Origin of the sequence: Sporanaerobacter sp., from assembly GCF_047830725.1 — a bacterium.
In the GTDB taxonomy this organism is placed as follows: domain Bacteria; phylum Bacillota; class Clostridia; order Tissierellales; family Sporanaerobacteraceae; genus Sporanaerobacter.
This window is the reverse complement of sequence record NZ_CP181252.1, coordinates 359,894-380,746: the sequence shown is the minus strand read 5'-3', so window position 1 is coordinate 380,746 and position 20,853 is coordinate 359,894. Positions and strand designations below refer to the sequence as shown.

General features: G+C 31.3%; 18 protein-coding genes and 1 pseudogene. 16 read left to right on the top strand and 3 right to left on the bottom strand.

The features are described from left to right. The first annotated feature begins 40 nt into the window (after positions 1–40). The 10 genes from ACFWUA_RS01825 to ACFWUA_RS01780 all read left to right on the top strand — a co-directional run bounded on the left by ACFWUA_RS01825 (position 41) and on the right by ACFWUA_RS01780 (position 9,830). On the top strand, positions 41–793 hold the full coding sequence (locus ACFWUA_RS01825; protein ID WP_416198470.1) for a transposase: 753 nt from the start codon (positions 41–43) through the stop codon (positions 791–793). A 32-nt stretch (positions 794–825) separates the two neighbouring features. Beyond that, positions 826–957, top strand: coding sequence for a hypothetical protein (locus ACFWUA_RS01820; protein WP_416198469.1), 132 nt, complete (start codon positions 826–828; stop codon positions 955–957). Between the two features lie 32 nt (positions 958–989). Then, positions 990–1,859 (top strand): ADP-ribosylglycohydrolase family protein, encoded by an 870-nt coding sequence (locus ACFWUA_RS01815; protein ID WP_416198468.1) that lies wholly within the window; start codon positions 990–992, stop codon positions 1,857–1,859. Positions 1,860–2,049: 190 nt separating this feature from the next. Next, positions 2,050–2,499, top strand: a complete 450-nt coding sequence (locus tag ACFWUA_RS01810; protein WP_416198467.1) for a MarR family winged helix-turn-helix transcriptional regulator — start codon at positions 2,050–2,052, stop codon at positions 2,497–2,499. Positions 2,500–2,514: 15 nt separating this feature from the next. Further along, positions 2,515–3,879, top strand: a complete 1,365-nt coding sequence (locus ACFWUA_RS01805) for an MATE family efflux transporter (protein WP_416198466.1) — start codon at positions 2,515–2,517, stop codon at positions 3,877–3,879. Between the two features lie 113 nt (positions 3,880–3,992). Next, the gene (locus tag ACFWUA_RS01800) at positions 3,993–4,430 is read left to right on the top strand and encodes a protease complex subunit PrcB family protein (protein WP_416198465.1); all 438 of its coding nucleotides are present in this window, start codon (positions 3,993–3,995) and stop codon (positions 4,428–4,430) included. Positions 4,431–4,551: 121 nt separating this feature from the next. Next, positions 4,552–5,490 (top strand): LysM peptidoglycan-binding domain-containing protein, encoded by a 939-nt coding sequence (locus ACFWUA_RS01795; protein WP_416198464.1) that lies wholly within the window; start codon positions 4,552–4,554, stop codon positions 5,488–5,490. Positions 5,491–5,561: 71 nt separating this feature from the next. Beyond that, complete coding sequence (locus ACFWUA_RS01790) at positions 5,562–7,946, top strand: Lon protease family protein (protein WP_416198463.1); 2,385 nt, start codon at positions 5,562–5,564, stop codon at positions 7,944–7,946. 15 nt (positions 7,947–7,961) lie between these two features. After that, positions 7,962–8,672, top strand: a complete 711-nt coding sequence (locus ACFWUA_RS01785; RefSeq protein WP_416198462.1) for an arginase family protein — start codon at positions 7,962–7,964, stop codon at positions 8,670–8,672. 66 nt (positions 8,673–8,738) lie between these two features. After that, positions 8,739–9,830, top strand: coding sequence for an AI-2E family transporter (locus ACFWUA_RS01780; protein WP_416199159.1), 1,092 nt, complete (start codon positions 8,739–8,741; stop codon positions 9,828–9,830). A 16-nt stretch (positions 9,831–9,846) separates the two neighbouring features. On the opposite strand, the pseudogene ACFWUA_RS01775 reads toward ACFWUA_RS01780, so the two are convergent. Beyond that, positions 9,847–11,033: pseudogene (locus ACFWUA_RS01775) on the bottom strand (coenzyme F420-0:L-glutamate ligase). 64 nt (positions 11,034–11,097) lie between these two features. Then, positions 11,098–11,694: a 5-formyltetrahydrofolate cyclo-ligase gene (locus ACFWUA_RS01770; RefSeq protein WP_416198461.1), complete on the bottom strand. Its 597-nt coding sequence runs from the start codon at positions 11,692–11,694 to the stop codon at positions 11,098–11,100. 198 nt (positions 11,695–11,892) lie between these two features. Between ACFWUA_RS01770 and ftsE the strand changes: the two genes are divergently transcribed. The 5 genes from ftsE to ACFWUA_RS01745 all read left to right on the top strand — a co-directional run bounded on the left by ftsE (position 11,893) and on the right by ACFWUA_RS01745 (position 17,129). Next, positions 11,893–12,582, top strand: coding sequence for a cell division ATP-binding protein FtsE (gene ftsE, locus ACFWUA_RS01765; protein ID WP_416198460.1), 690 nt, complete (start codon positions 11,893–11,895; stop codon positions 12,580–12,582). Next, on the top strand, positions 12,572–13,468 hold the full coding sequence (gene ftsX, locus ACFWUA_RS01760) for a permease-like cell division protein FtsX (protein ID WP_416198459.1): 897 nt from the start codon (positions 12,572–12,574) through the stop codon (positions 13,466–13,468). Before ftsE ends, ftsX begins: the two co-directional genes overlap by 11 nt. Positions 13,469–13,483: 15 nt before the next feature. Continuing rightward, positions 13,484–14,626 carry a murein hydrolase activator EnvC family protein gene (locus ACFWUA_RS01755; protein ID WP_416198458.1) on the top strand — a complete coding sequence of 381 codons (1,143 nt, stop codon included), beginning with the start codon at positions 13,484–13,486 and terminating at the stop codon, positions 14,624–14,626. Between the two features lie 109 nt (positions 14,627–14,735). After that, complete coding sequence (locus ACFWUA_RS01750) at positions 14,736–15,962, top strand: S41 family peptidase (RefSeq protein WP_416198457.1); 1,227 nt, start codon at positions 14,736–14,738, stop codon at positions 15,960–15,962. Between the two features lie 30 nt (positions 15,963–15,992). Continuing rightward, a complete protein-coding gene (locus ACFWUA_RS01745) occupies positions 15,993–17,129 on the top strand; it encodes a PDZ domain-containing protein (RefSeq protein ID WP_416198456.1) in 1,137 nt (378 codons plus the stop codon). Positions 17,130–17,135: 6 nt separating this feature from the next. On the opposite strand, the gene ACFWUA_RS01740 is transcribed toward ACFWUA_RS01745, so the two are convergent. Then, positions 17,136–18,716, bottom strand: coding sequence for a hypothetical protein (locus tag ACFWUA_RS01740; RefSeq protein WP_416198455.1), 1,581 nt, complete (start codon positions 18,714–18,716; stop codon positions 17,136–17,138). Positions 18,717–18,879: 163 nt separating this feature from the next. Between ACFWUA_RS01740 and uvrB the strand changes: the two genes are divergently transcribed. Next, positions 18,880–20,844 carry an excinuclease ABC subunit UvrB gene (gene uvrB, locus ACFWUA_RS01735; RefSeq protein WP_416198454.1) on the top strand — a complete coding sequence of 655 codons (1,965 nt, stop codon included), beginning with the start codon at positions 18,880–18,882 and terminating at the stop codon, positions 20,842–20,844. Positions 20,845–20,853: the final 9 nt, after the last annotated feature.

The window sequence follows — 20,853 nt, the reverse complement described above, 5'->3', positions numbered from 1 at the left end:
TGTTTGCCACCAATTAGAATAATGAGAAATAGGTGATATTATGCCAAGAGGGACAAGGGAGAAAAGTGAAAGTGGGATATATCATGTAATGCTCAGGGGAATAGATAAAATGGATATTTTTTTGTCCGATAGTGATTATGAAAAATTTTTGTACTATATAAGAGAGGCAATGGATAAAAGTGATTTTGTTGTATATGGATACTGTCTTATGACAAATCATGTACACCTTTTAATTAAGACAGAAACAGAAGAAATAGGAGATATAGTTAGAAGAATAGCAGTTGGTTATGCTCAATATCACAATTTGAAAAATGGAAGAACAGGACATCTTTTTCAAAATCGTTTCAGAAGTGAAACCGTTGATAGTGATGCATATTTTTTGATGGCATTGAGATACATTCATCAAAATCCAATTAAAGCAAGAATGGTAGAAAATATCGAGAATTACAGATGGAGTAGCTATACAGAATACATAAATATTGAGAAAAAGAATGACATGATAATTGATCCTTCATTTGCATTAAGTTATTTCTCAGATGTAGAGAGTTTTATGAATTATATGGGAATGAAAAATGAAGATCAATGTTTAGAATATGATGAAAAGATAAGATACACAGATGAAGAACTGATGGAGATAATTTCTTCTTTTACTGATATTTCAAAATTAAAAAGTTTGGATACAAAATCAAGAAATGAAATACTTAAAATGATAAAGGCAAATACAAAGGCAAGTAATAGACAGATATCTAGGATAACTGGAGTTGGCAGAGGCGTATTGGAAAAAATAAAGTAGTTGGCAAGGGTATAAAACAAAAAGTCTTTGTTATGAAGGTGGACAATTCTTTAGATATAGATTTTATTATGTATGATATTGGGAGAGATTATTATCAAAATAATAAAAGGTGTATTTTTGATTTAATAAGAGAAATATTTGTCATTGAAATACCTGAAGAATAGGTAAAGAAGTAAAAAAGAAAGGTGGCTATTTGATGATAGGTGCTATTATAGGTGATATTGTTGGGTCTCGTTTTGAATTTAAAAATCATAAAAGCAAGGAATTTGAATTATTTACAAAAGACTGTAGAGTAACTGATGATAGTGTTATGACTCTTGCTGTTGCAAAAGCAATTATGGAAACTGAGAAGAAAATAGGCTATTTGCTTGGTGGTTATGATTTTGATAGCAATTATTATTCAATGCTTGAAAATATGACGATTAAATATATGCAGGAAATTGGACGTAGTTATCCAAATTGTGGTTATGGCAGTATGTTTCGACTATGGATATTTAGTAAAAATCCTGAACCATATAATAGTTTTGGGAATGGAGCAGCTATGCGAATAAGTCCAGTAGGCTTTGTTGCAAGGACAGAGAGTGAAGTATGCAGATTATCTCAAGTTGTAACTGCAACAACCCATAATCATGAAGAAGGAATCAAAGGTGCTGAGGCAACAGCTATAGCAATATTTATGGCAAGGCGAGGTTTCACTAAAAGTGAGATTAGGAACAAGATTAATGGAAATTATTATTCTTTAGATTTCACAATTGATGAGATCAGAGAAACATACCAATTTAATGCGACATGTCAAGAAACAGTACCACAGGCAATTGTAGCATTTTTAGAATCTACTTCTTTTGAAGATGCTATTCGGACTGCTATTTCGGTTGGTGGTGATAGTGACACTTTAGCTGCTATTACTGGTGCTATTGCAGAAGCGTATTATGGAGTTCCAGAAGGAATAAAAGAGAAAGCGATTAATTATCTCGATGGTAGTCTTCTTGCAATTTATAATGAGTGGTGCCAGTTTACTGGAAATAAAGATAATCACGATAAGTTTAAAGTACTCACAAAAATATAGAGAAAATATCTACTGCAGAGTCTTTTAGTGAATGATTTATTAATGGAAGAGTTTTATCAGTTTTTTAAAAAATAAAATGAAATGCTTAAAGTGGCAAGGGTGGCAAACAAAGCGTCCCCTTGCCACTTTTTTAAATTTGATATATAATCGATATAGTTCAAAAATGAACTATATCGAAAGGGGAAATGAGATGTCTGTTTATAATGAGGACTCTAATATTTTTTATATTTATTTTCAAATAATAAAAAAATATAAAAGGTATATGGAAGAGTCATTGGTAGAATTTGAATTAACACCAGCAGAAATAGATGTTTTAACATTTTTAATCAACAATATGGACAAGGATATTACAGCAAGTGAAATTAGTATGAATAGGGGAATATCTAAAGGCTTGGTATCTCATGCTGTCAATCTACTTAAAGATAAGAATTTAATTGGCACAGAGGAAAATTTGGAAGATGGGAGGTCAGTATATCTTAAAATCATAAATGAAGAAGATGGTGTAGTTAAAAAGGTAAAAGAGGCAAATGAAAAATTTACAAATCAATTGATTAAGGGAATGACTTTAGAAGATTTGAATTTGTTTGTAAAAGTAAATAACAAGATGTTAAACAATGTAAAGGATATAGAAATAGGATAAGGGGCGATTGTAGAAATGTCAGATAAAAATAGATTAGGAACAGAAGATGTAAAAAAGTTGTTGTTTTCATTAGCAATACCAGCTATTATAGGGCAGCTAGTGAGTTTACTCTACAATATGGTAGATAGAATGTATATAGGTCATATCAAAGGAATAGGCGGAGAGGCTTTAACTGGCGTAGGAGTTACAGCTCCACTTTTGATTATAATTTCAGCTTTTTCTGTATTGATAGGCATTGGAGGAGCACCAAGGGCTTCTATTAAGATGGGCGAAAAAGATTATGAAGGTGCAGAGAAAATTATGGGAAATTGTTTTGTGTCTTTAATTGGGATATCGATTGTATTGACAATATTGTTTTTGTTGTTTAATGAAAAGCTATTGATTTGGTTTGGGGCAAGTGAAAAGACTTTGCCTTATGCACTGGAATATATAGAGATATATACTTTGGGAACAATATTTGTTCAATTGGCAGTTGGAATGAATCCCTTTATAAGTTCTCAAGGTTTTGCAAAAATAAGTATGATTACAGTTTCTATAGGGGCTATTATAAATATAGTACTGGATCCTATTTTTATATATGGATTTAAAATGAATGTAAAAGGAGCGGCATTGGCAACAATTATATCTCAGGCAGTATCAGCTATTTGGGTGATAAGATTTTTAAGAGGAGATAAAACTATTTTAAAGCTAAAAAAGAAAAATTTTAAAATAGATATGAATATAATGAAACCAGTATTGTTGTTGGGCTTATCTCCTTTTGTAATGCAGATAACAGAGAGTTTTATCATTATAGCATTTAACTCTAGTTTACAAAAATATGGTGGAGATGTAGCAGTGGGTGCAATGACAATATTGTCTGCGGCTATGCAATTTACATTTTTGCCACTTTCGGGATTGACTCAAGGAGCACAGCCAATCATAAGCTATAACTATGGTGCGAAGAATAAAGATAGAATGAGAGATACTTTTAAATATTTGATTATTTCAACAGCAAGTTATAGTGTATTGTTTTGGCTATTAATGATGATAATGCCACAATTCTTTTCGAAGTTATTTACAAATAATAAGGCTATAATAGATATGGCTACATCAGGGCTTAGGATATATATGGGAGGAGTTTTTGCAATGGGAGTACAAATAGCTTGCCAACAGACTTTTATTGCTATGGGAAATGCTAGGACGTCTTTATTTTTAGCACTACTTAGAAAGGTATTTTTATTGATTCCTCTTATACTCATATTGCCGAAATTTTTATCTAATAAGGTTTTTGCAGTATTTTTGGCAGAACCTATATCAGATATAATAGCTGCAACAGTGACGGGAATATTGTTTTATAGAGACTTTAGTTCAACTTTGAGAAGTATGCCAGATTCCTTTTAATTGGAGAGGGTGGCAAACAAAACGTCCCCTTGCCACCAAAATTTTTTTAACATAATTTGTCCTCTTCTGGAATAAAGATATAGATATAAATTTATTTTGGTGGAGGGGGACAAATGAAAAAATTTGTGATTCTTTTAATAGTTTGTATTGCTGTTTTGGGAATTGTTTTTTTGCCTAAATATTTAGATGAAGGAAATAGAAATGTGAAATTTAAAGTTCTTGAAAATGATGAGGTTCCTAAAAAACTTGTAGATGTTCTTCCAAATTATTTGGCAGTTGAAAGAGCTCTTGGATGTAAAGTGGATGGAGAAGTGTTTGTAGTAGTGACAAGAGGAGAAAAAAAGACGGAAGGGTATTCAGTCACTATAGACAAAATTGAAAAGGTTAAAGGAGAAGATGGTGAATTTGATATAATTGTCCATGCACTTTTTAAAGATCCAAAGCCAGATGAGATGGTTGAACAGAGAATTATATATCCCTTTGTTGTTGTGAAAACTGATTTAGATGAACTTCCAAAGAATATTGAGTTGGAAACTCAATACATTGAGTAAAAAAAGGCATATAGATATATGCCTTTTAAATTTCCAAAAATTACAGGGAGGAACTTTAAGATTTATGTAGAAGTATTATATGATAAATAGAAAAAGGTCAAAAGTTGGAGGGGAAGTACTTATGAAGAAGATAAAGGAAAAAGTTTGCATAGGGTTGATAGTTTCAGCGGTGGGAATTAGTTCAACTTCATTTGCATCACCTTATACAGTTAAATCAGGAGATTCTTTTTGGAAGATAAGCAATCAATTCAATGTGAGTTTGGAAAGCCTATTAAAGGCCAACAATGCCAATGAAAAAACAGTTATTTATCCTGGACAAGTATTAGAAGTTCCAAATGGAAAGAAGACTGTTGTTACAACTACGAATAGAAGTGCAACAGGTAGAGAAATACCTAAAACTATAGTACATATAGTATCTTCTGGAGAGAGTTTATGGACTATAAGCCAGAAGTATAATGTATCTATGGATCAAATAATAAATGCCAATGAAAATTTAAGTGAGAATACAGTTTTAAATATTGGGCAAGAGCTTATAATACCAAAATCTCCAGATTATACTCAAGTGGACAAGCCTATAGATGAAAATTGTGGAGAATATTTGGATTGGTTCAGTGAAGTGGATAAAGGTATTCTTCCTATAGGAACTGTGTTTAAAGTAAAGGATTTCTACTCGGGAAAGACTTTTACTATGAAGAGGACTATGGGTTCTTATCATGCAGATTGTGAAGCTTTGACTTCAGAAGATACTGAGGTTATAAAGGATATTTGGGGAGGATTTAGTTGGGTTAGAAGACCAGTGTTGGTTCAAGCGGGAGATAGAGTTGTTGCTGCAAGTATGACAGCTATGCCTCATGCTGGAAATGACAGTGTAGAGGGTGGAAAATATACTGAATGGAGAAGTGGCGGATATGGTGCTGGGACAAATCTTGACTATATAAAGGGAAATGGTATGGATGGACATGTGGATATACACTTTGCTGGGAGCAAGAGACATAAAGATGGTCAAATAGATCCAGAACATCAAAAATGTATAAAGATTGCTGCAGGATTAGATAAATAAAGAGTAAATATTTTTTGTATAAATAATATATATGATATTGTAGGGGTATATAAACATTGGGGGTGCTAAGGGTGTTGGAAAAATATGAAGTACCTATTTCTAAACTAAAAAAAAGATGTAATCCTGATATTTTTGATTATGATACTACTTTAGATGTTCCAGTTAAGAGAGAACTTATAGGTCAAGAAAGAGCTATGGAAGCATTGAAATTTGGCTTGTCAGTTAAAAGAAAGGGATACAATATATATGTATCGGGGATGACAGGTACAGGCAGAAATAGCTATTCTTATCTAGTAGCTAAGGAATTTGCTGAAAAAAGGGAAACTCCTAAAGATTGGTGTTATGTTTTTAATTTTAAAAAACCACATTCTCCTATGGCCATATGTTTAGATACTGGAAAGGGCAAAATGTTTAAAGTTGATGTGGAAAAAGCTATTTTAAATATCAAATTAGATATTCCTAAAATGCTCTCGTCTAAGGATTATGAGGATAACAAAAATGTAATTTATAGTAGACATCAGAAGAGGGCTCAAGAAATAATAAATGAGTTAAATGAATTGGCAAGGGACTACAATTTTATATTTAAACAGACTGAACGAGGAATTTTAAGTTTGCCAACAAAAGACGGAAGAATCTTGACAGATGAGGAAATTCAAAATTTAACTGAAGAAGATGTTGAAAGATTAAGGGAACAATCTGAAGAATTGAGTCAAAAAGCTTTTGAATTTGTGAAGAGAATAAGAGAAGTAGAAAATGATTTGAGAGAAGAGATAAAAGAGCTAAAGGAAAAGATGGTTTTAGAAGTTGCTCAAATCTATATAGATCCATTGATAGATAAATTTAGTGAAAATCAAGGAGTTAAACAATATTTATCAGATGTAAAAGAAGATATAGTTAAAAATTTTCAGATGTTTTTGGATGAAGAAGAGGAAGAAAGAATAGAGAATTTGATGTTTCCTATAGATAAAAAAGAGGATTTTTTTAAGAGATATGAAGTGAATTTGTTTATTGGCAATGGTTCTAATGGAGGAGCTCCTGTTATAAAGGAGATGAATCCAAATTATTACAATCTTCTTGGAAAGATTGAATATGTAAATGAATTGGGAGGACTTAAGACTGACCATACAAAGATAAGACCTGGTTCTCTTCATGAAGCCAATGGTGGGTATCTTATTGTACAGGCAAAAGATATTCTTCAAAACAGAGAATCTTGGGAAGGCCTTAAGCGAGCTATTTATACGGAAAAGATAATGATAGAAAATATTACAGGATTAAGTATTATATCAGAAACTATAAGACCAGAGCCTATACCATTGGATGTAAAGATAATTCTTATTGGAGATTATTTGACTTATCATTTACTTTATCAATACGATGAAGATTTCAAGAAACTTTTTAAAATAAGAGCAGATTTTGATGTGGAAATGGAAAGAAATGATGAAAATATAAAGAAGATAGGCTCTTTTGTAGCTTATCAATGTGAAAAAGAAGGATTAAAACCTTTTGATAGATCTGCTATTGCTACTATAATAGAGTTAAGCAGTAGAATTTGTGAAAGTCAAAATAAATTGACAGCTCAGTTCAATGAGTTGGTAGAGATAATTTATGAAGCAGATGCTATAGCTGTAAAGGAAGATAAAAATATAGTTACAAGAAGAGAAGTGGAAAAGGCTATAGCTAAAAAAGTATACAGAAACAATACTTATGAAGAAAAGCTATTGGAATTTATTGAAGATGGTACTATACTTATAGATACTGAAGGGTGGAAAGTTGGAGAGATAAATGGCTTGGCTGTGATTGATGTTGGTCAATATTCTTTTGGCAGGCCCAACAAGATAACTGTAAATACTTTTTTAGGCAAGGAAGGTATTGTAAATATAGAACGAGAAGTAGAGCAAAGTGGGAATATATATGACAAGGGAGTATTAATTTTAAGTGGCTATTTAGGAGAAAGATATGCTAAAAAAGTTCAACTAGCTGTAACGGCAAGTATTACATTTGAACAATCTTATGATGGTGTAGATGGAGATAGTGCTTCTAGTACAGAACTATATGCTCTTCTTTCAAGTTTAGGGGATGTACCTATAAATCAAGCTATTGCAGTGACAGGTTCTGTAAATCAAAAGGGAGTTATTCAACCTATTGGAGGAGTCAATGAAAAAATAGAAGGATACTATAAGGTTTGTAAATTAAAAGGATTTACTGGAGAAGAAGGCGTTATAATTCCAGAAAAGAATATAGAAAATTTGATGCTGAGTGATGAAGTAATAAATGCAGTTGAAGAAGGAATATTTAAAATTTATGCTGTCAAGACTATTGATGAAGGGATAGAAATATTAACAGGTATAGAAGCAGGAGAAATGGATGAGGATGGAAATTATGAGGAGGGAACTGTAAACGGATTAGTTCAGAGCAAATTAGAATATTATTCTGATTTAAGCAAGGACTATGAATGATCTGGGGGTGTAAGAATGATCATACTGAAAAATAAGGATAAATATGAGGAGTCACATTTTGAAATAGTGAATATAGTGGATGCCTTAAAGGAGTATGACGTTCGCCCAAAATATTTTTTACTAAACAATGAAATGATTATAAGACGGTTTATAAATTCCCTGCCTGAAAAGTGTTTAGCTTATTTGGGTTCAGGGGATTTTCACTATTTGACATATTTCCTCATAAAAAGACTAAATATAAGACCTTTTGTGATTTTATTTGACAATCATTTTGATATGAACAAGTCTCCGCAGGGTTTTATTACATGTGGTTCTTGGGCAAGACAGTGTATAGATGAAAATTTGATTTCAGGTATACTTGTGATTGGGGCGAATAAGAAATATTATTTCAATGATACGAGATATCCTTTTATGTATTATATAGAAGATGGAAACAAGTCTATAAATACAAAATTCATGAGAAAAATTAAGGGGAAAGATTTTTATATAAGCATAGATAAAGATGTACTTTCGGAAAAATATGTAAAGACTAATTGGGATCAAGGTAATATGGAATTGGACAATTTGTTAAACAAGCTTAAACTTTTTGGTAAATTAGGTAATGTTTTGGGAGTAGATATTTGTGGAGATATTGCAAACAATCCAATAGAAGATTTTATTCATCCTGAATTTAGAAAAGCTCACGAAGAAGTAAATCATAAAATATTTGAGATATTTTTAAATTAATTCTTTATTATGAAAGTAAAAGATGATAGAATATAATAACAAATATGCCAATGGGAGTGATTACAAATAGACAAAAAAAATAATTATGGCAAAATATTTTTCTTACTTGTTATTGCATTTATTCTTTTTAAACTGGTCAACAGTGATGAATTTTTAGCTACATTAAATAAAATATTAAAACCTTTTATTTGGGCCTTTGTGATTGCTTTTTTTCTAAATACAATATTAGTAAGTATAGAGAAAAAGCATAAATCTAAAAGGTGGGTCAATATACTCATTGTATATTTAATATTTTTTGGAATAATAGCTTTGTTTTTCATAGTTATTACTCCAACTGTTGTAGATAGTATCAAAAATTTAGCGAGAGATTTACCTGGATATATGAGAACAACTCAAAAATGGCTTGAAACCCTACCTTCTCGATTCTCTGGTGCTGATAAATACGGAATTGTTGAGGAAATTCAATCAGCATTGGACAATTTAATACTTAAAGCTAGCGAAGGAATTGGACCACTTTTAAACAAGACTTTAACTCAAATAATCAATTTTACATCTGGGTTTGTAAACTTTGTTTTGGGAGCTATAATATCTATATATATATTGAAGGATAAAGAAGGATTTGTAAAAGGATTTAAGAAACTTAATTATGCTTTATTTTCAAAGGAAAGGGCAGAATCTATCATAACTGTGCAAAATGAAATAAAAGAAGCTTTTTCAAAGTTTTTTGTAGGTAAGATAATAGATTCAGCAATTATAGGTGTGCTATGTTTTATTGGACTTATAATCATGAAAGTACCTTATGCAGTTTTGATTAGTCTTATAGTTGGAGTGACCAATATGATACCTTATTTTGGCCCATTTATAGGAATGATACCAGCGGGAGTTATCACATTGTTTGATAGACCTATAAAAGCACTTTGGGTTATCATATTTATATTTGCACTACAACAATTTGATGGATTGTATTTAGGACCTAAGATACTTGGAATACAAGTTGGTATGAAACCTTTCTGGATAATAACAGCTATTTTGGTAGGCGGCGGATTCTTTGGAGTATGGGGAATGCTGTTTGCAGTTCCTATAGCAGCAGTGATTAAATCTCTTCTTGATAGATATACTAAGAAACAGCTTGAATTGAAAGGATTAAGCAATAAATAACAGAGTAGCCATTTGGCTACTCTGTTGCATAATTGTCGAAATATCCTTGTATGTGTACTATTGGGGTTCCTTTGTCGCCACTTCCACTGGTCAAGTCACATAGACTTCCCAACAAATCTGTCAACTGTCTTGGGGTAGTGCCTAAGGATTCAGCCTTCCTACGAGATTTTCATTTTTTTCTTTTATTTTATTTTTCATTGCTTCTTTCATTTCTTCTCCACTGAGATCTTTTAGTTCTGTATCAGCAAGGTATTTTAGTTTTATTTCATTTGGAGTTCCTCTTAGCCCATCAGTATATCCAGGAGAAACTACTGGATCAGCAAGTTCCCATATTTTGCCTACAGGATCTTTAAAAGCTCCATCTCCATATATCATGACTTCTACATGTTTTCCTGTAGCTTCTTTTATCTTTTTTTGAATTTCATCTACATAATATTGACAATCTTTAGGGAACAATTTCAATCTTGTATCTGTAGATAAATTTGAACCCAGTAGTCCATATTCTGGATTGTATCCACTTCCATCTACAGGAGTACTCAATATATCATCTAGTCCATAAACTGTTTTTGCACCAGCTTTTTTAAGGATTCTTTTGGTTCTTTTTCTTTCATGAATATTGGCAACCAATACTTCATCAGTGTATTTTAAAATGGTTCTAGGATCATTTGAAAGAATTATTTCGATATTGTCGTTTACAGCTAAATCTTTATACATACGAACATAGTCAACACCTGTAAAAGGATGAGCAACTACTTCTCCAAACAGTTTTCTATATTCTTTTTCACTCAATACATCGGTGTAAGGGTTTAAACCCAATTCATCCATTTTGTCAATATCCATGAGAGGGTTTCCTTCTTCGTCAGAAGGATAATTAAGTACTAGATATATTTTCTTTTCTGTCATTGCTATTGCCTTTAGAATGATGGAAAATCTATTTCTACTTAGTATTGGAAATATAACTCCTATATCTCCTTTAAATTTAGTATTTATATCTTTGGCAATTTGATCTATAGTAGCATAGTTTCCTTGTGCTCTAGCTACTAGAGATTCTGTGATTCCTATTACATCTTTATCTTTTATTTCATAGTTTTCGCATTTTGCAGAATTTAGCACTGAATTTACTACAATATTTATTATATCATCTCCTTCTTTAATGATAGGAGCTCTTATACCTCTAGCTGTAGTACCTACTGTTCTAACCATTTAAATTCCTCCTAAAAATAGAATTAAGAAATTTCCCTATACATTATACCATTTTTTTTTGGGCTTAATAGAATTTTTCGCTATTTTTTGTTTTGCAGTTGATGAATTCTTTTTCTGTAAGGATAAAATCTACTGGCAAATCATAGCAACCCCTTGGTACATTATCTATCAATTGCAAATCATATGCAAGACCTATTGTAGTAGTTTTTTTATTTAAGCTAGGTAAAAATCTATCATAATACCCGCCTCCATAGCCAATTCTATACCCATTTCTATCAAAAATAGCTCCGGGAACTAAAACTAAATCTATAATAGAAGGGTGAACAATCCTTATAAATTCATTTTTAGGTGCCAAAATATTGTATGTACTTATTTCTAATTCCTCATCAAAATCTTTCAATTCAGATATTATTAGTTTTCTTTCTTCTTTTATTGTGATTGGAATTCCAATTCTTTTTCCAATGTCTATAGAGTGCCTTATTATTTCTTCAGTTCGTACTTCTTTGTTAAAATCTACATAAGTCATGATGAAAGAACTATTTTTATATATGTCCAGTTTAAATAAATTCATCGCTATATCATGGCTGATACGCTCTACTTCTAGGTTTGAGAGATTATTTCTTTTTTCTATATAATGTTTTCTTAAAATTTTCTTATCCATAAGCTCACCTCTTATAGTTTATTTATTGTTCAATTTATATTATAATATAATAATATAATAGATGATTACATATGGCAAAAAATAACGAAAAAAACTTGTAAAAAATAAGAGGATTTATGATAAATTAGTAGAAGAAGTTATTGTATAATATTTGTATAGTAGATTAAATGACTAGCATATAATAAGGGTGGTAAAAATATGATAAAATTCATCAATGTAAGCAAAGTATACGAAGACAATGGTGCCAAAGCTTTGAGCAATGTAAATATGTTTATAGGGAAAGGAGAATTTGTTTTTCTTGTTGGACCAAGTGGTGCAGGAAAATCGACTATAATAAAATTGCTTTTAAAAGAAATAGACCCAACATCAGGTACTATTATTTTAAATGATATTGATATAACAAAAGTTAAAAATAGAAAAGTTCCTTATATAAGGAGAAATATTGGAGTTGTCTTTCAGGATTTTAGATTGCTTCCAAATAAGACTGTATATGAAAATATAGCTTTTGCTATGGAAATTATAGGTTCTCATCCAAAGGAAATAAGAAGAAGAGTGCCAATGGTTTTGAGTATGGTGGATTTAAGTGGCAAAGCCTACTGTTATCCAGATCAATTATCTGGTGGAGAACATCAGAGAGTTGCCATAGCTAGAGCTATTGTGAACAATCCACCTGTATTGATAGCGGACGAGCCTACAGGAAATTTAGATCCAGATACAGCTTGGGAAATCATGAAGATAATTAAAGATATAAATAGAAGAGGTACTACAGTACTTATGGCTACTCATGCCAAAGATATAGTAAATTCTATGAAAAGAAGAGTCATAGCTATCGAAGGAGGAAGAGTTGTAAGAGACGAAGAGAAAGGTGTGTATGAGTATGAAGCTTAGAATATTTAAGAATATATTAAAGCAGGGATTTCAAGGTTCTTGGAGAAATAGAGGAATGGGATTGGCTTCTATAGGTTCTATCACAGCAGTACTTGTCATACTTGGAATGGTTTTAATTATTATATTGAGTATAAATAATATAGTAGTTGAGACTAAAAATAAATTTGATGAAATACAAATTTATTTGGAAGATGATATAGAAAGTGAAAAGATGAAGGAAATAGAAGATAAGCTTAAGTCTTCTGAAGGAGTTACAGATGTATATTTTGAATCTAAAGATGAAGCTTTAGAGATAATGAAGAAGGATTGGGGAGAAGAATCTTATCTACTTGAGGGACTTGAAGAAAATCCATTACCTAATTCATATATTGTCAAACTAAAAGATATAGAATATGCGGACAATGTAGTTTCTAAATTGGAAGGTATAGATGGAATAGAAGAAATAAAATACTACAAGGATGTCATTGAAAAGCTTCTTGCTGCAGCTAATTATATAAAGGTCGGAGGAATAATCATCATAGCTATTTTAATGTTTGTTTCTGTGTTTATAATTTCAAATACTATAAAGATTACAGTTACGGCTAGAAAGAGAGAAATAAATATTATGAAATATGTTGGAGCTACCAATGGCTACATTCGAGGGCCTTTTGTCATTGAGGGGATTATATTAGGCCTCATAGGAGCGGGACTATCAATTCTTATTGTCAATTATGGATATGAGTATCTCTTTAAAGTCATAAGTGAAAAATTGTATGTAATATTTACAGTTTATCTTGTAGCACCACATGCACTTTTAAAGGATATAATCATTATGTTTATGGCAATAGGAGTTGGTATTGGAACCTTGGGAAGTTTAATATCATTAAAGAAATTTTTAAATGCGTAGAGAGGGGAACTTGAGATGAAAAGAAAAAGAAATGTTGTGCTGCTACTTTTATTTGCTATAGTCATAGGTGCATTTACAGGAGCTTATGCTGAAAAGGGAACTATTGAAAGTTTGAACAAAGAGCTTAAAGAAAATGAAAAAAAACAAAATGCAATAAAAGGTGAAAAAAAGGATTTACAAAAAGAACAAGCTGATTTAACTAAAGAAATTGATGAACTAGATAGAAAAATATCTGAAGCTGGAAAAGAATTAAATGATGTAGAAAAGGAATTGGCAAAGATAAGTGCTAATATAGAAAAGACTAGGAAAGAATTGAAGGAAGCAGAAGAAAAAATTGATGAAAAAAATGATACCCTAAATTCCAGATTAAGAGTTATGTATAAAAATGGGAATATTGGGTATTTAGAAGTACTTCTTTCTTCTGCAAATATTAGAGATTTTCTTTCTAGGAAGGATATGGTACAAGCTATAGTAGATCATGATACAAATTTACTTAAATATATGAAGGAACAAAGACAAATTGTAGAGGCCAAAGAAAGAGAATTGCAAGTAGAAAGAGCTTCACAGGAAACTGCAAAGCGAAAAATAGAAAGTAAAAAGCATGATTTAATTGTAGCTACAAGAAGTAAAGAAGGTCGAATGAAGGATGTAGAGAAAAACATAAAGCAATTGGAAAAGATGGAAGATGAGCTAATCAGAGAGGCAAAGGAATATGTATCTAAAATTAAGGCATTGCAAGTAAAAACAGGTCCTTATTCAGGTGGGAAAATGGGTTGGCCAGTGCCAGGACATTCGAGAATTAGTTCACCTTTTGGATATAGAATTCATCCAATATTTAAGACGAAGAAATTACATACTGGAATAGATATTCCAGCTCCAACAGGCACAAGTGTTGTGGCTGCAGCAGATGGTACAGTTATTTTTGCAGGGTGGCTTGGAGGATATGGCAATGCTGTCATGGTTGATCATGGCGGTGGTATAGTGACTCTTTATGGACACAATTCTTCTATATCTGTTGGAGTGGGTACGGATGTTTCTAGAGGCCAAACTATAGCTAAGGCTGGAAGTACTGGTTATTCAACAGGGCCACATTGTCACTTTGAGGTTAGAAGAAATGGAGCTTATGAAGATCCGATACCTTGGTTGAGGGGAAATTAATTTCCCTCTTTTTTTTCTTTTTTTTGAAAAGTATTATTGCTAATGGTATAATGTAAAAGTAGTTTTAATAAACTAAACTACATAATGCTTATTAATTGAGGTGAATAGAATGTCAAAAAAGAAGAATATTGCCATTGTTGTAGCAATTGTCATTATGACTAATATTATGACATATATTGTTGGAAATGTATTACCTACTCCATTAAATACTAAAATACTTATTTCTAGGTCTGAGTTTGATGAACTAAACACATTTTATAAAAAGTATTCTAAGGTTATGGTGGCGGAAGAAGCTATAAAGAAAAACTTCTTGAAAGAAGTAGATGATGAAACCCTTATAGATGGTCAACTAAAGGGTATGTTTGAAGCATTAAAAGATCCTTATTCTCTATACATGACCAAAGAAGAGTTTAAAGACTTTATGGAACATACAAAAGGTGTTTATGGAGGAATTGGTGTCATTGTGACACCAGGAGAAGACAATTTGATAACTGTGGTTTCTCCTATAGAGGATACACCAGGTGAAAAAGCAGGTATAAAAACTGGAGATAAGATAATAAAAGTAAATGGAGAGGAATTTTCAGCTGATAAAATGGATGCAGCAGTGAAAATCATGAAGGGAGAACCAGGTACAGAGGTAAGTTTAACTATCTTAAGACAAGATAAAGAAGGAAAAACTAATGAAATAGAAATGAAAATTGTGAGAGAAGAGATTAGAATAAAGAGTGTCAAGTCTACTGTATTAGAGGATAAAATTGGTTATATAAAGATAACTTCTTTTGATGATTTGACATATAAAGATTTTAAGAGTGAACTAAATAGTTTGGAAAAACAAAATATAAAGGGAATTGTATTGGATTTAAGAAATAATCCAGGAGGCCTATTAGATGTATGTGCAGATATAGCAGATGAATTTTTGGGAGAAGGAACTATAGTATATACTGAGACTAGAAATGGGGAAAGGGAGTATTTGAAATCAGATAAGAAAAAAACAGATTTGCCTTTGGTTGTACTTGTAAATGAAGGAAGTGCTAGTGCTTCTGAAATTTTGGCTGGAGCAATTAAAGATACAAAAAGAGGAGAGCTTATAGGAACTAAGACTTTTGGGAAAGGTATAGTACAGAGGATTATAAAACTTCCAGATGGTTCTGGATATAAACTTACTGTTTCAGAATATTTTACGCCAAATGGAACCAATATTCATGGTATAGGGATTACTCCAGATGTTATAATAGAATTGCCAGAAGATGTAGAAATGATTGGTGTTGAAAATTTAAAACAAGATGTTCAACTTCAAAAAGCTATTGAAATGATGAAAGCTAAAATAGCTAAATAGATATAAATATGTTTATTAGGGGAGTAGTAGATGTTTGAATTGTTATATTCTCTTTTGTCTTCTTTGAAATCACCGATTTATTGGATAGTAGTTGCTATAGTGATTTTTCAGTATAAGAAATTAGGGAAAATGGAAAAGATGATATTGGGCTCCTATAAGGAGCCCTTATATAAAAAAGCTATTGCTTCAACTGTACTGGGACTACTTGGTGGAATGGTTGGAAGTATTGTATTTATGATTTTAGGAACAAGAGTCAATTCGAATGATTTTATATATATATTGCCTTTAGCAATTTTACTTTCTTTGATTCATCCGCGATTTATTTGCTTTTCTTATGCTGGCGGGATAGTATCTCTTATCAGTTTGTTGTTTGGATATCCCAAAATAAATATAATAAGTGTTATGACTATAGTTGCTGTTTTGCATTTAATAGAAGCTTTTCTTATTATCTTAGATGGACACAATGGGAAAATTCCAATATTTATGGAGAAAGATAATGAAATAGTTGGTGGATTTAATATGAACAGGTTTTGGCCCGTACCTTTTTTAGTTTTTTTAGAGGGATATGGGGTGATGCCTGTGACAGTAATAGCTGTTTTGGGATATGGGGACTTTGCCTTGACAAAGCATCCCAAAGACAAGACCAAAGAAACTGCTAGCATGCTTTTTATATTTAGTGCAATTCTTTTGATATTGTCAGAACTTTCAAAATCATATTCTCAATTGTTGTATGTATTAGCTATTGTTTCTCCAGTATTTCATGAGATGATAATTCAAATGGGAAGAAAAAGAGAAAGATTGGGGAAAGCTATTTTTACACCTTCCCAAAGAGGGTTAAAATTGCTAGATACTATGCCGTATGGTGTTGGAGAAAAAATGGGTTTAAAGACAGGAGACATAATATTATCTATAAATGGGAATGTTGTGCAAAAAAAAGAAGATGTATTAAATGTGCTTCGTTTTTCACCCAAATATATATGGATAGATGTACTTAATGAAAATGGGAAATTAGTTACTTTAGATTATAAAGATTATAGGAAGGGTATACAAAGTTTAGATGTATTGTTTATTCCTGAAGAGCCGGATTACTCATTTGTTGTCGAAGAAGTAAAAAGTCCACTCTCAAGGCTTTTGAAAAGGATAAAAAGAAAGGGACTATTTAAATAGTCCCTTTTAGTGTGAATTTACACTTAATTTATTTAAATCTACAGAATATATAATATGTCTTTTGCTGTTTTCTATAGGAGGGGATAAGCTTATATATCCTTTATTTAATTCTTCGTCATAAAACAAATTGTCTCCAGTTATATTTGCCAAATTTTCAAATGAATTGTCTTTAATATTGTATTTAACAAGGGTATAATCATTGTTGCAGGAGTTCTTTGCAATTATGATTAAGTTTTCAGAATTAAGTTTTATATAGTTTTTGACATTTAAGTCTGTTTCTTTTTGTGTCAAATTTTCTTTTAAGCTATAACTGTATAAAACATCTTCATTTTTGTCATGAATATTTTTTAGATAAATTATTTTGTCATCGTTTAAAAAGTTTACACTATATCCTTCGTCTATTTTTTTTAGTGTGGCTCCATCTTTTGTTAAATAAATGTTTTGATTTAATTCATTTTTGTCAAATTCTGTAAATACAATTAAATCACCATTTATGTCAAATTTAGATATGTTTTTAGGAGTAGTAAAGATATTTTCTAGGACATTGTCTTTGATATTGTATGAAAAAAATGTAGATTTGTTTTTTGAATTATTGTCAACAAAGTACAATGTGAAATCATCTTTCCAGCTCATATTCCAAGTATGTCTATATCCAATAGGTGTTATTTTATTTATCATCTTATCTTTCGTATTGATTAAATAAATATCAGTTTCATCTTTGTCATTTTCAATTAAAGCAATGCAATTGCTATTTGGGTTAAATATTGCTGAATAGATAGAATCATTTGTTTCGTAAATCTTTTCTTTTTCTTTAGTTTGTAAATTGTATAGCCAAAGTATATTGCTAGTCTTTGAATCAATTGTATGTTCTTGTTTGTATAGCAAATATTTTTTAGGTATATAATCTATAATTAGCCCATCGTCTATATAATCGGAAATAATATTTTTCTCAGAGGAGAGGATTTCTCCTGTAAGGGCATCTGCTTTTACATTGAGGTTTATAAGTGGTGCTTTTAAATTTTCTTTGTCAAAGATGTTGTTGAAAGAGATATTCCAGACAAAGCTATTTTTACTACGAACTAGATTTACTTCTGGTATAGTGTTTGGTGATATTTTAAAATGAGAATATATTTTGTTAAGAGTTTGAGTTTTTCCAAATTTCAATTCTATAGGTTTATAATTTTGACTGATTATATTAAATTTAATATTTTTTAAGTTTTCGTTGCCTAAATCATATAGAACAATATCTGCTTGAGGGATCACAAGTTGAGTTTTATCATCTTCCAACAATCTATTGGTATAAATATTTATTTCATTGCCTGATTTAGTTATTTTATCTATGGTGACTCCGGAGCATTCTAAAAGTCCAAGAGAAGCTAGCAATTTGGTCTCGCCATCTTTAGTACTTAGTTCTACATTTGGCTCTATTGTTTGATATCCTTTAGACAAGACAATTTTTTCTATTTTGTACCCGATGGGTTTTTCTTCAAGTTTTTTGGTGGTCTCAAGTTTTTGATTAGCATTGTTGCATGCAACTAGTGTCAAAATCAATAGCGTGATAAAAAGTGGTAGAAATATTTTTTTCATTTAAGCAACCTCCTTTTCTAATAGTTTATACTATTCAACAAAGAAGTTCAATTACCTTCTTTTATTGAGAAAATTTTTCTAAAATTCGTTTGACATTAGAGTTAAATGGATTATAATTTAATAATAGGAACGAACGCACGTTCAAACAAAAGAGGTGAATGTTTTGAATAAATTCAAGATAAAATCCGATTTTAAACCTACTGGTGATCAGCCAAAAGCCATAGAAAAACTTTCAAAAGGAATATTGGATGGGAAAAAGTATCAAACTCTTTTGGGAGTTACGGGTTCTGGGAAAACTTTTACTATGGCAAATATTATTGAAAATGTACAAAAACCTACATTGGTTATAGCACACAACAAGACATTGGCTTATCAATTGGCTAGCGAATTTAAAGAATTCTTTCCTGATAGTGCAGTAGAATATTTTGTTAGCTATTATGACTACTATCAGCCAGAGGCCTATGTACCTCAGACAGATACTTATATTGAAAAAGATGCATCTATAAACGATGAAATAGATAAATTGCGACATTCTGCTACAGCTGCTCTTTTTGAGAGAAGAGATGTGATTATAGTTTCTAGTGTGTCTTGCATATATGGATTGGGAGATCCTATTGATTATGAAAATTTAGTGATTTCCATAAGACCAGGTATGATAAAGGATAGAGATGAAATCATAAGAAAACTTGTAGATATTCAATATGTGAGAAATGATATCAATTTTACAAGGGGAACTTTTAGAGTTCGAGGAGATGTGCTGGAAATATTCCCAGCTTCATCTAGTGAAAATACCATTAGAGTTGAATTTTTTGGGGATGAAATAGACAGAATTGTAGAAGTAAATTATCTTACAGGAGAAATTATAGGACTTAGAAATCATGTTTCTATTTTTCCTGCTTCTCACTTTGCTACTTCCAAAGAAAAGATTGAAAGTGCAATAGTGACTATTGAAGAAGAATTGGAAGAACGATTGAGAGAGTTTAAAAGTCAAGATAAGCTTTTGGAGGCTCAAAGATTAGAACAGAGGACTAGATATGATATTGAAATGCTAAGAGAGATGGGATATTGTCAAGGAATAGAAAACTATTCTAGACATATAAGCGGAAGACCAAAGGGAAGCAGACCATATACACTTATTGATTATTTTCCAAAAGATTTTTTGATAATAGTAGATGAATCTCATGTGACTATTCCTCAAATCAGGGGTATGTATGAAGGGGACAAATCTAGAAAGACTACTCTTGTAGAATATGGATTTAGGCTTCCATCAGCGTTAGATAATAGGCCTTTGAAATTTAATGAGTTTGAAGAACATATAAATCAAATAGTATTTGTCAGTGCAACTCCAGGGCCATATGAACTTGAACATTCTGAAAGTGTAGTGGAGCAGATCATAAGGCCTACAGGTTTGCTTGATCCAGAAGTTGAAGTACGACCTACAGAAAATCAAATTGATGATTTAGTTGCAGAAATAAGGAAGAGAGAAAAGAAAAAAGAAAGAGTACTTGTGACTACCTTGACTAAAAAGATGGCAGAAGATCTTACGAATTATTTTAAAGAAATAGGTATAAAGGTCACATATCTTCATTCGGATATAGATACTATTGAAAGAATGGAAATCATAAGGGATTTAAGACTTGGAAAGTATGATGTATTGGTAGGAATAAATCTTTTGAGAGAAGGACTTGATTTGCCAGAAGTTTCACTTGTAGCAATACTTGATGCAGATAAAGAAGGATTTTTAAGATCAGAGACTTCTTTGATTCAAACTATAGGGAGAACTGCAAGAAACTCTTCTGGAAAAGTAATCATGTATGGAGATACTATCACAAGGTCTATGAAAAAAGCCATAGATGAAACCAATAGAAGAAGAAAGATTCAAGATGAGTACAACAAAGAGCATGGCATCACACCAAAAACAATAGTTAAGGCTGTAAGAGATGTGATTGAAGCTACTAAGGTTGTAGAAGAAAATGAAAAATATGAAAATGTGAAGATGTCTAAAGAAGAAATAGAAAATATCATTGAAGGGCTTAAAGATGAAATGCTTAAAGAAGCAGAATCTTTAAATTTTGAAAGAGCTGCCGAAATAAGAGACAAGATAATGGATTTAAAGAAGATGCTCTAGTTAGGGGTG

What these genes read in the sequence shown, in the direction of transcription:
- ACFWUA_RS01785 (WP_416198462.1), top strand. Translation starts at nt 7,962, where the DNA reads ATGATCATACTGAAAAATAAGGATAAATATGAGGAGTCACATTTTGAA.
- ACFWUA_RS01745 (WP_416198456.1), top strand. Translation starts at nt 15,993, where the DNA reads ATGTTTGAATTGTTATATTCTCTTTTGTCTTCTTTGAAATCACCGATT.
- ACFWUA_RS01815 (WP_416198468.1), top strand. Translation starts at nt 990, where the DNA reads ATGATAGGTGCTATTATAGGTGATATTGTTGGGTCTCGTTTTGAATTT.
- ACFWUA_RS01800 (WP_416198465.1), top strand. Translation starts at nt 3,993, where the DNA reads ATGAAAAAATTTGTGATTCTTTTAATAGTTTGTATTGCTGTTTTGGGA.
- ACFWUA_RS01820 (WP_416198469.1), top strand. Translation starts at nt 826, where the DNA reads ATGAAGGTGGACAATTCTTTAGATATAGATTTTATTATGTATGATATT.
- ACFWUA_RS01805 (WP_416198466.1), top strand. Translation starts at nt 2,515, where the DNA reads ATGTCAGATAAAAATAGATTAGGAACAGAAGATGTAAAAAAGTTGTTG.
- ACFWUA_RS01770 (WP_416198461.1), bottom strand. Translation starts at nt 11,694, where the DNA reads ATGGATAAGAAAATTTTAAGAAAACATTATATAGAAAAAAGAAATAAT.
- ACFWUA_RS01810 (WP_416198467.1), top strand. Translation starts at nt 2,050, where the DNA reads ATGTCTGTTTATAATGAGGACTCTAATATTTTTTATATTTATTTTCAA.
- ACFWUA_RS01755 (WP_416198458.1), top strand. Translation starts at nt 13,484, where the DNA reads ATGAAAAGAAAAAGAAATGTTGTGCTGCTACTTTTATTTGCTATAGTC.
- ACFWUA_RS01825 (WP_416198470.1), top strand. Translation starts at nt 41, where the DNA reads ATGCCAAGAGGGACAAGGGAGAAAAGTGAAAGTGGGATATATCATGTA.
- ftsE (WP_416198460.1), top strand. Translation starts at nt 11,893, where the DNA reads ATGATAAAATTCATCAATGTAAGCAAAGTATACGAAGACAATGGTGCC.
- ftsX (WP_416198459.1), top strand. Translation starts at nt 12,572, where the DNA reads ATGAAGCTTAGAATATTTAAGAATATATTAAAGCAGGGATTTCAAGGT.
- ACFWUA_RS01750 (WP_416198457.1), top strand. Translation starts at nt 14,736, where the DNA reads ATGTCAAAAAAGAAGAATATTGCCATTGTTGTAGCAATTGTCATTATG.
- ACFWUA_RS01740 (WP_416198455.1), bottom strand. Translation starts at nt 18,716, where the DNA reads ATGAAAAAAATATTTCTACCACTTTTTATCACGCTATTGATTTTGACA.
- ACFWUA_RS01795 (WP_416198464.1), top strand. Translation starts at nt 4,552, where the DNA reads ATGAAGAAGATAAAGGAAAAAGTTTGCATAGGGTTGATAGTTTCAGCG.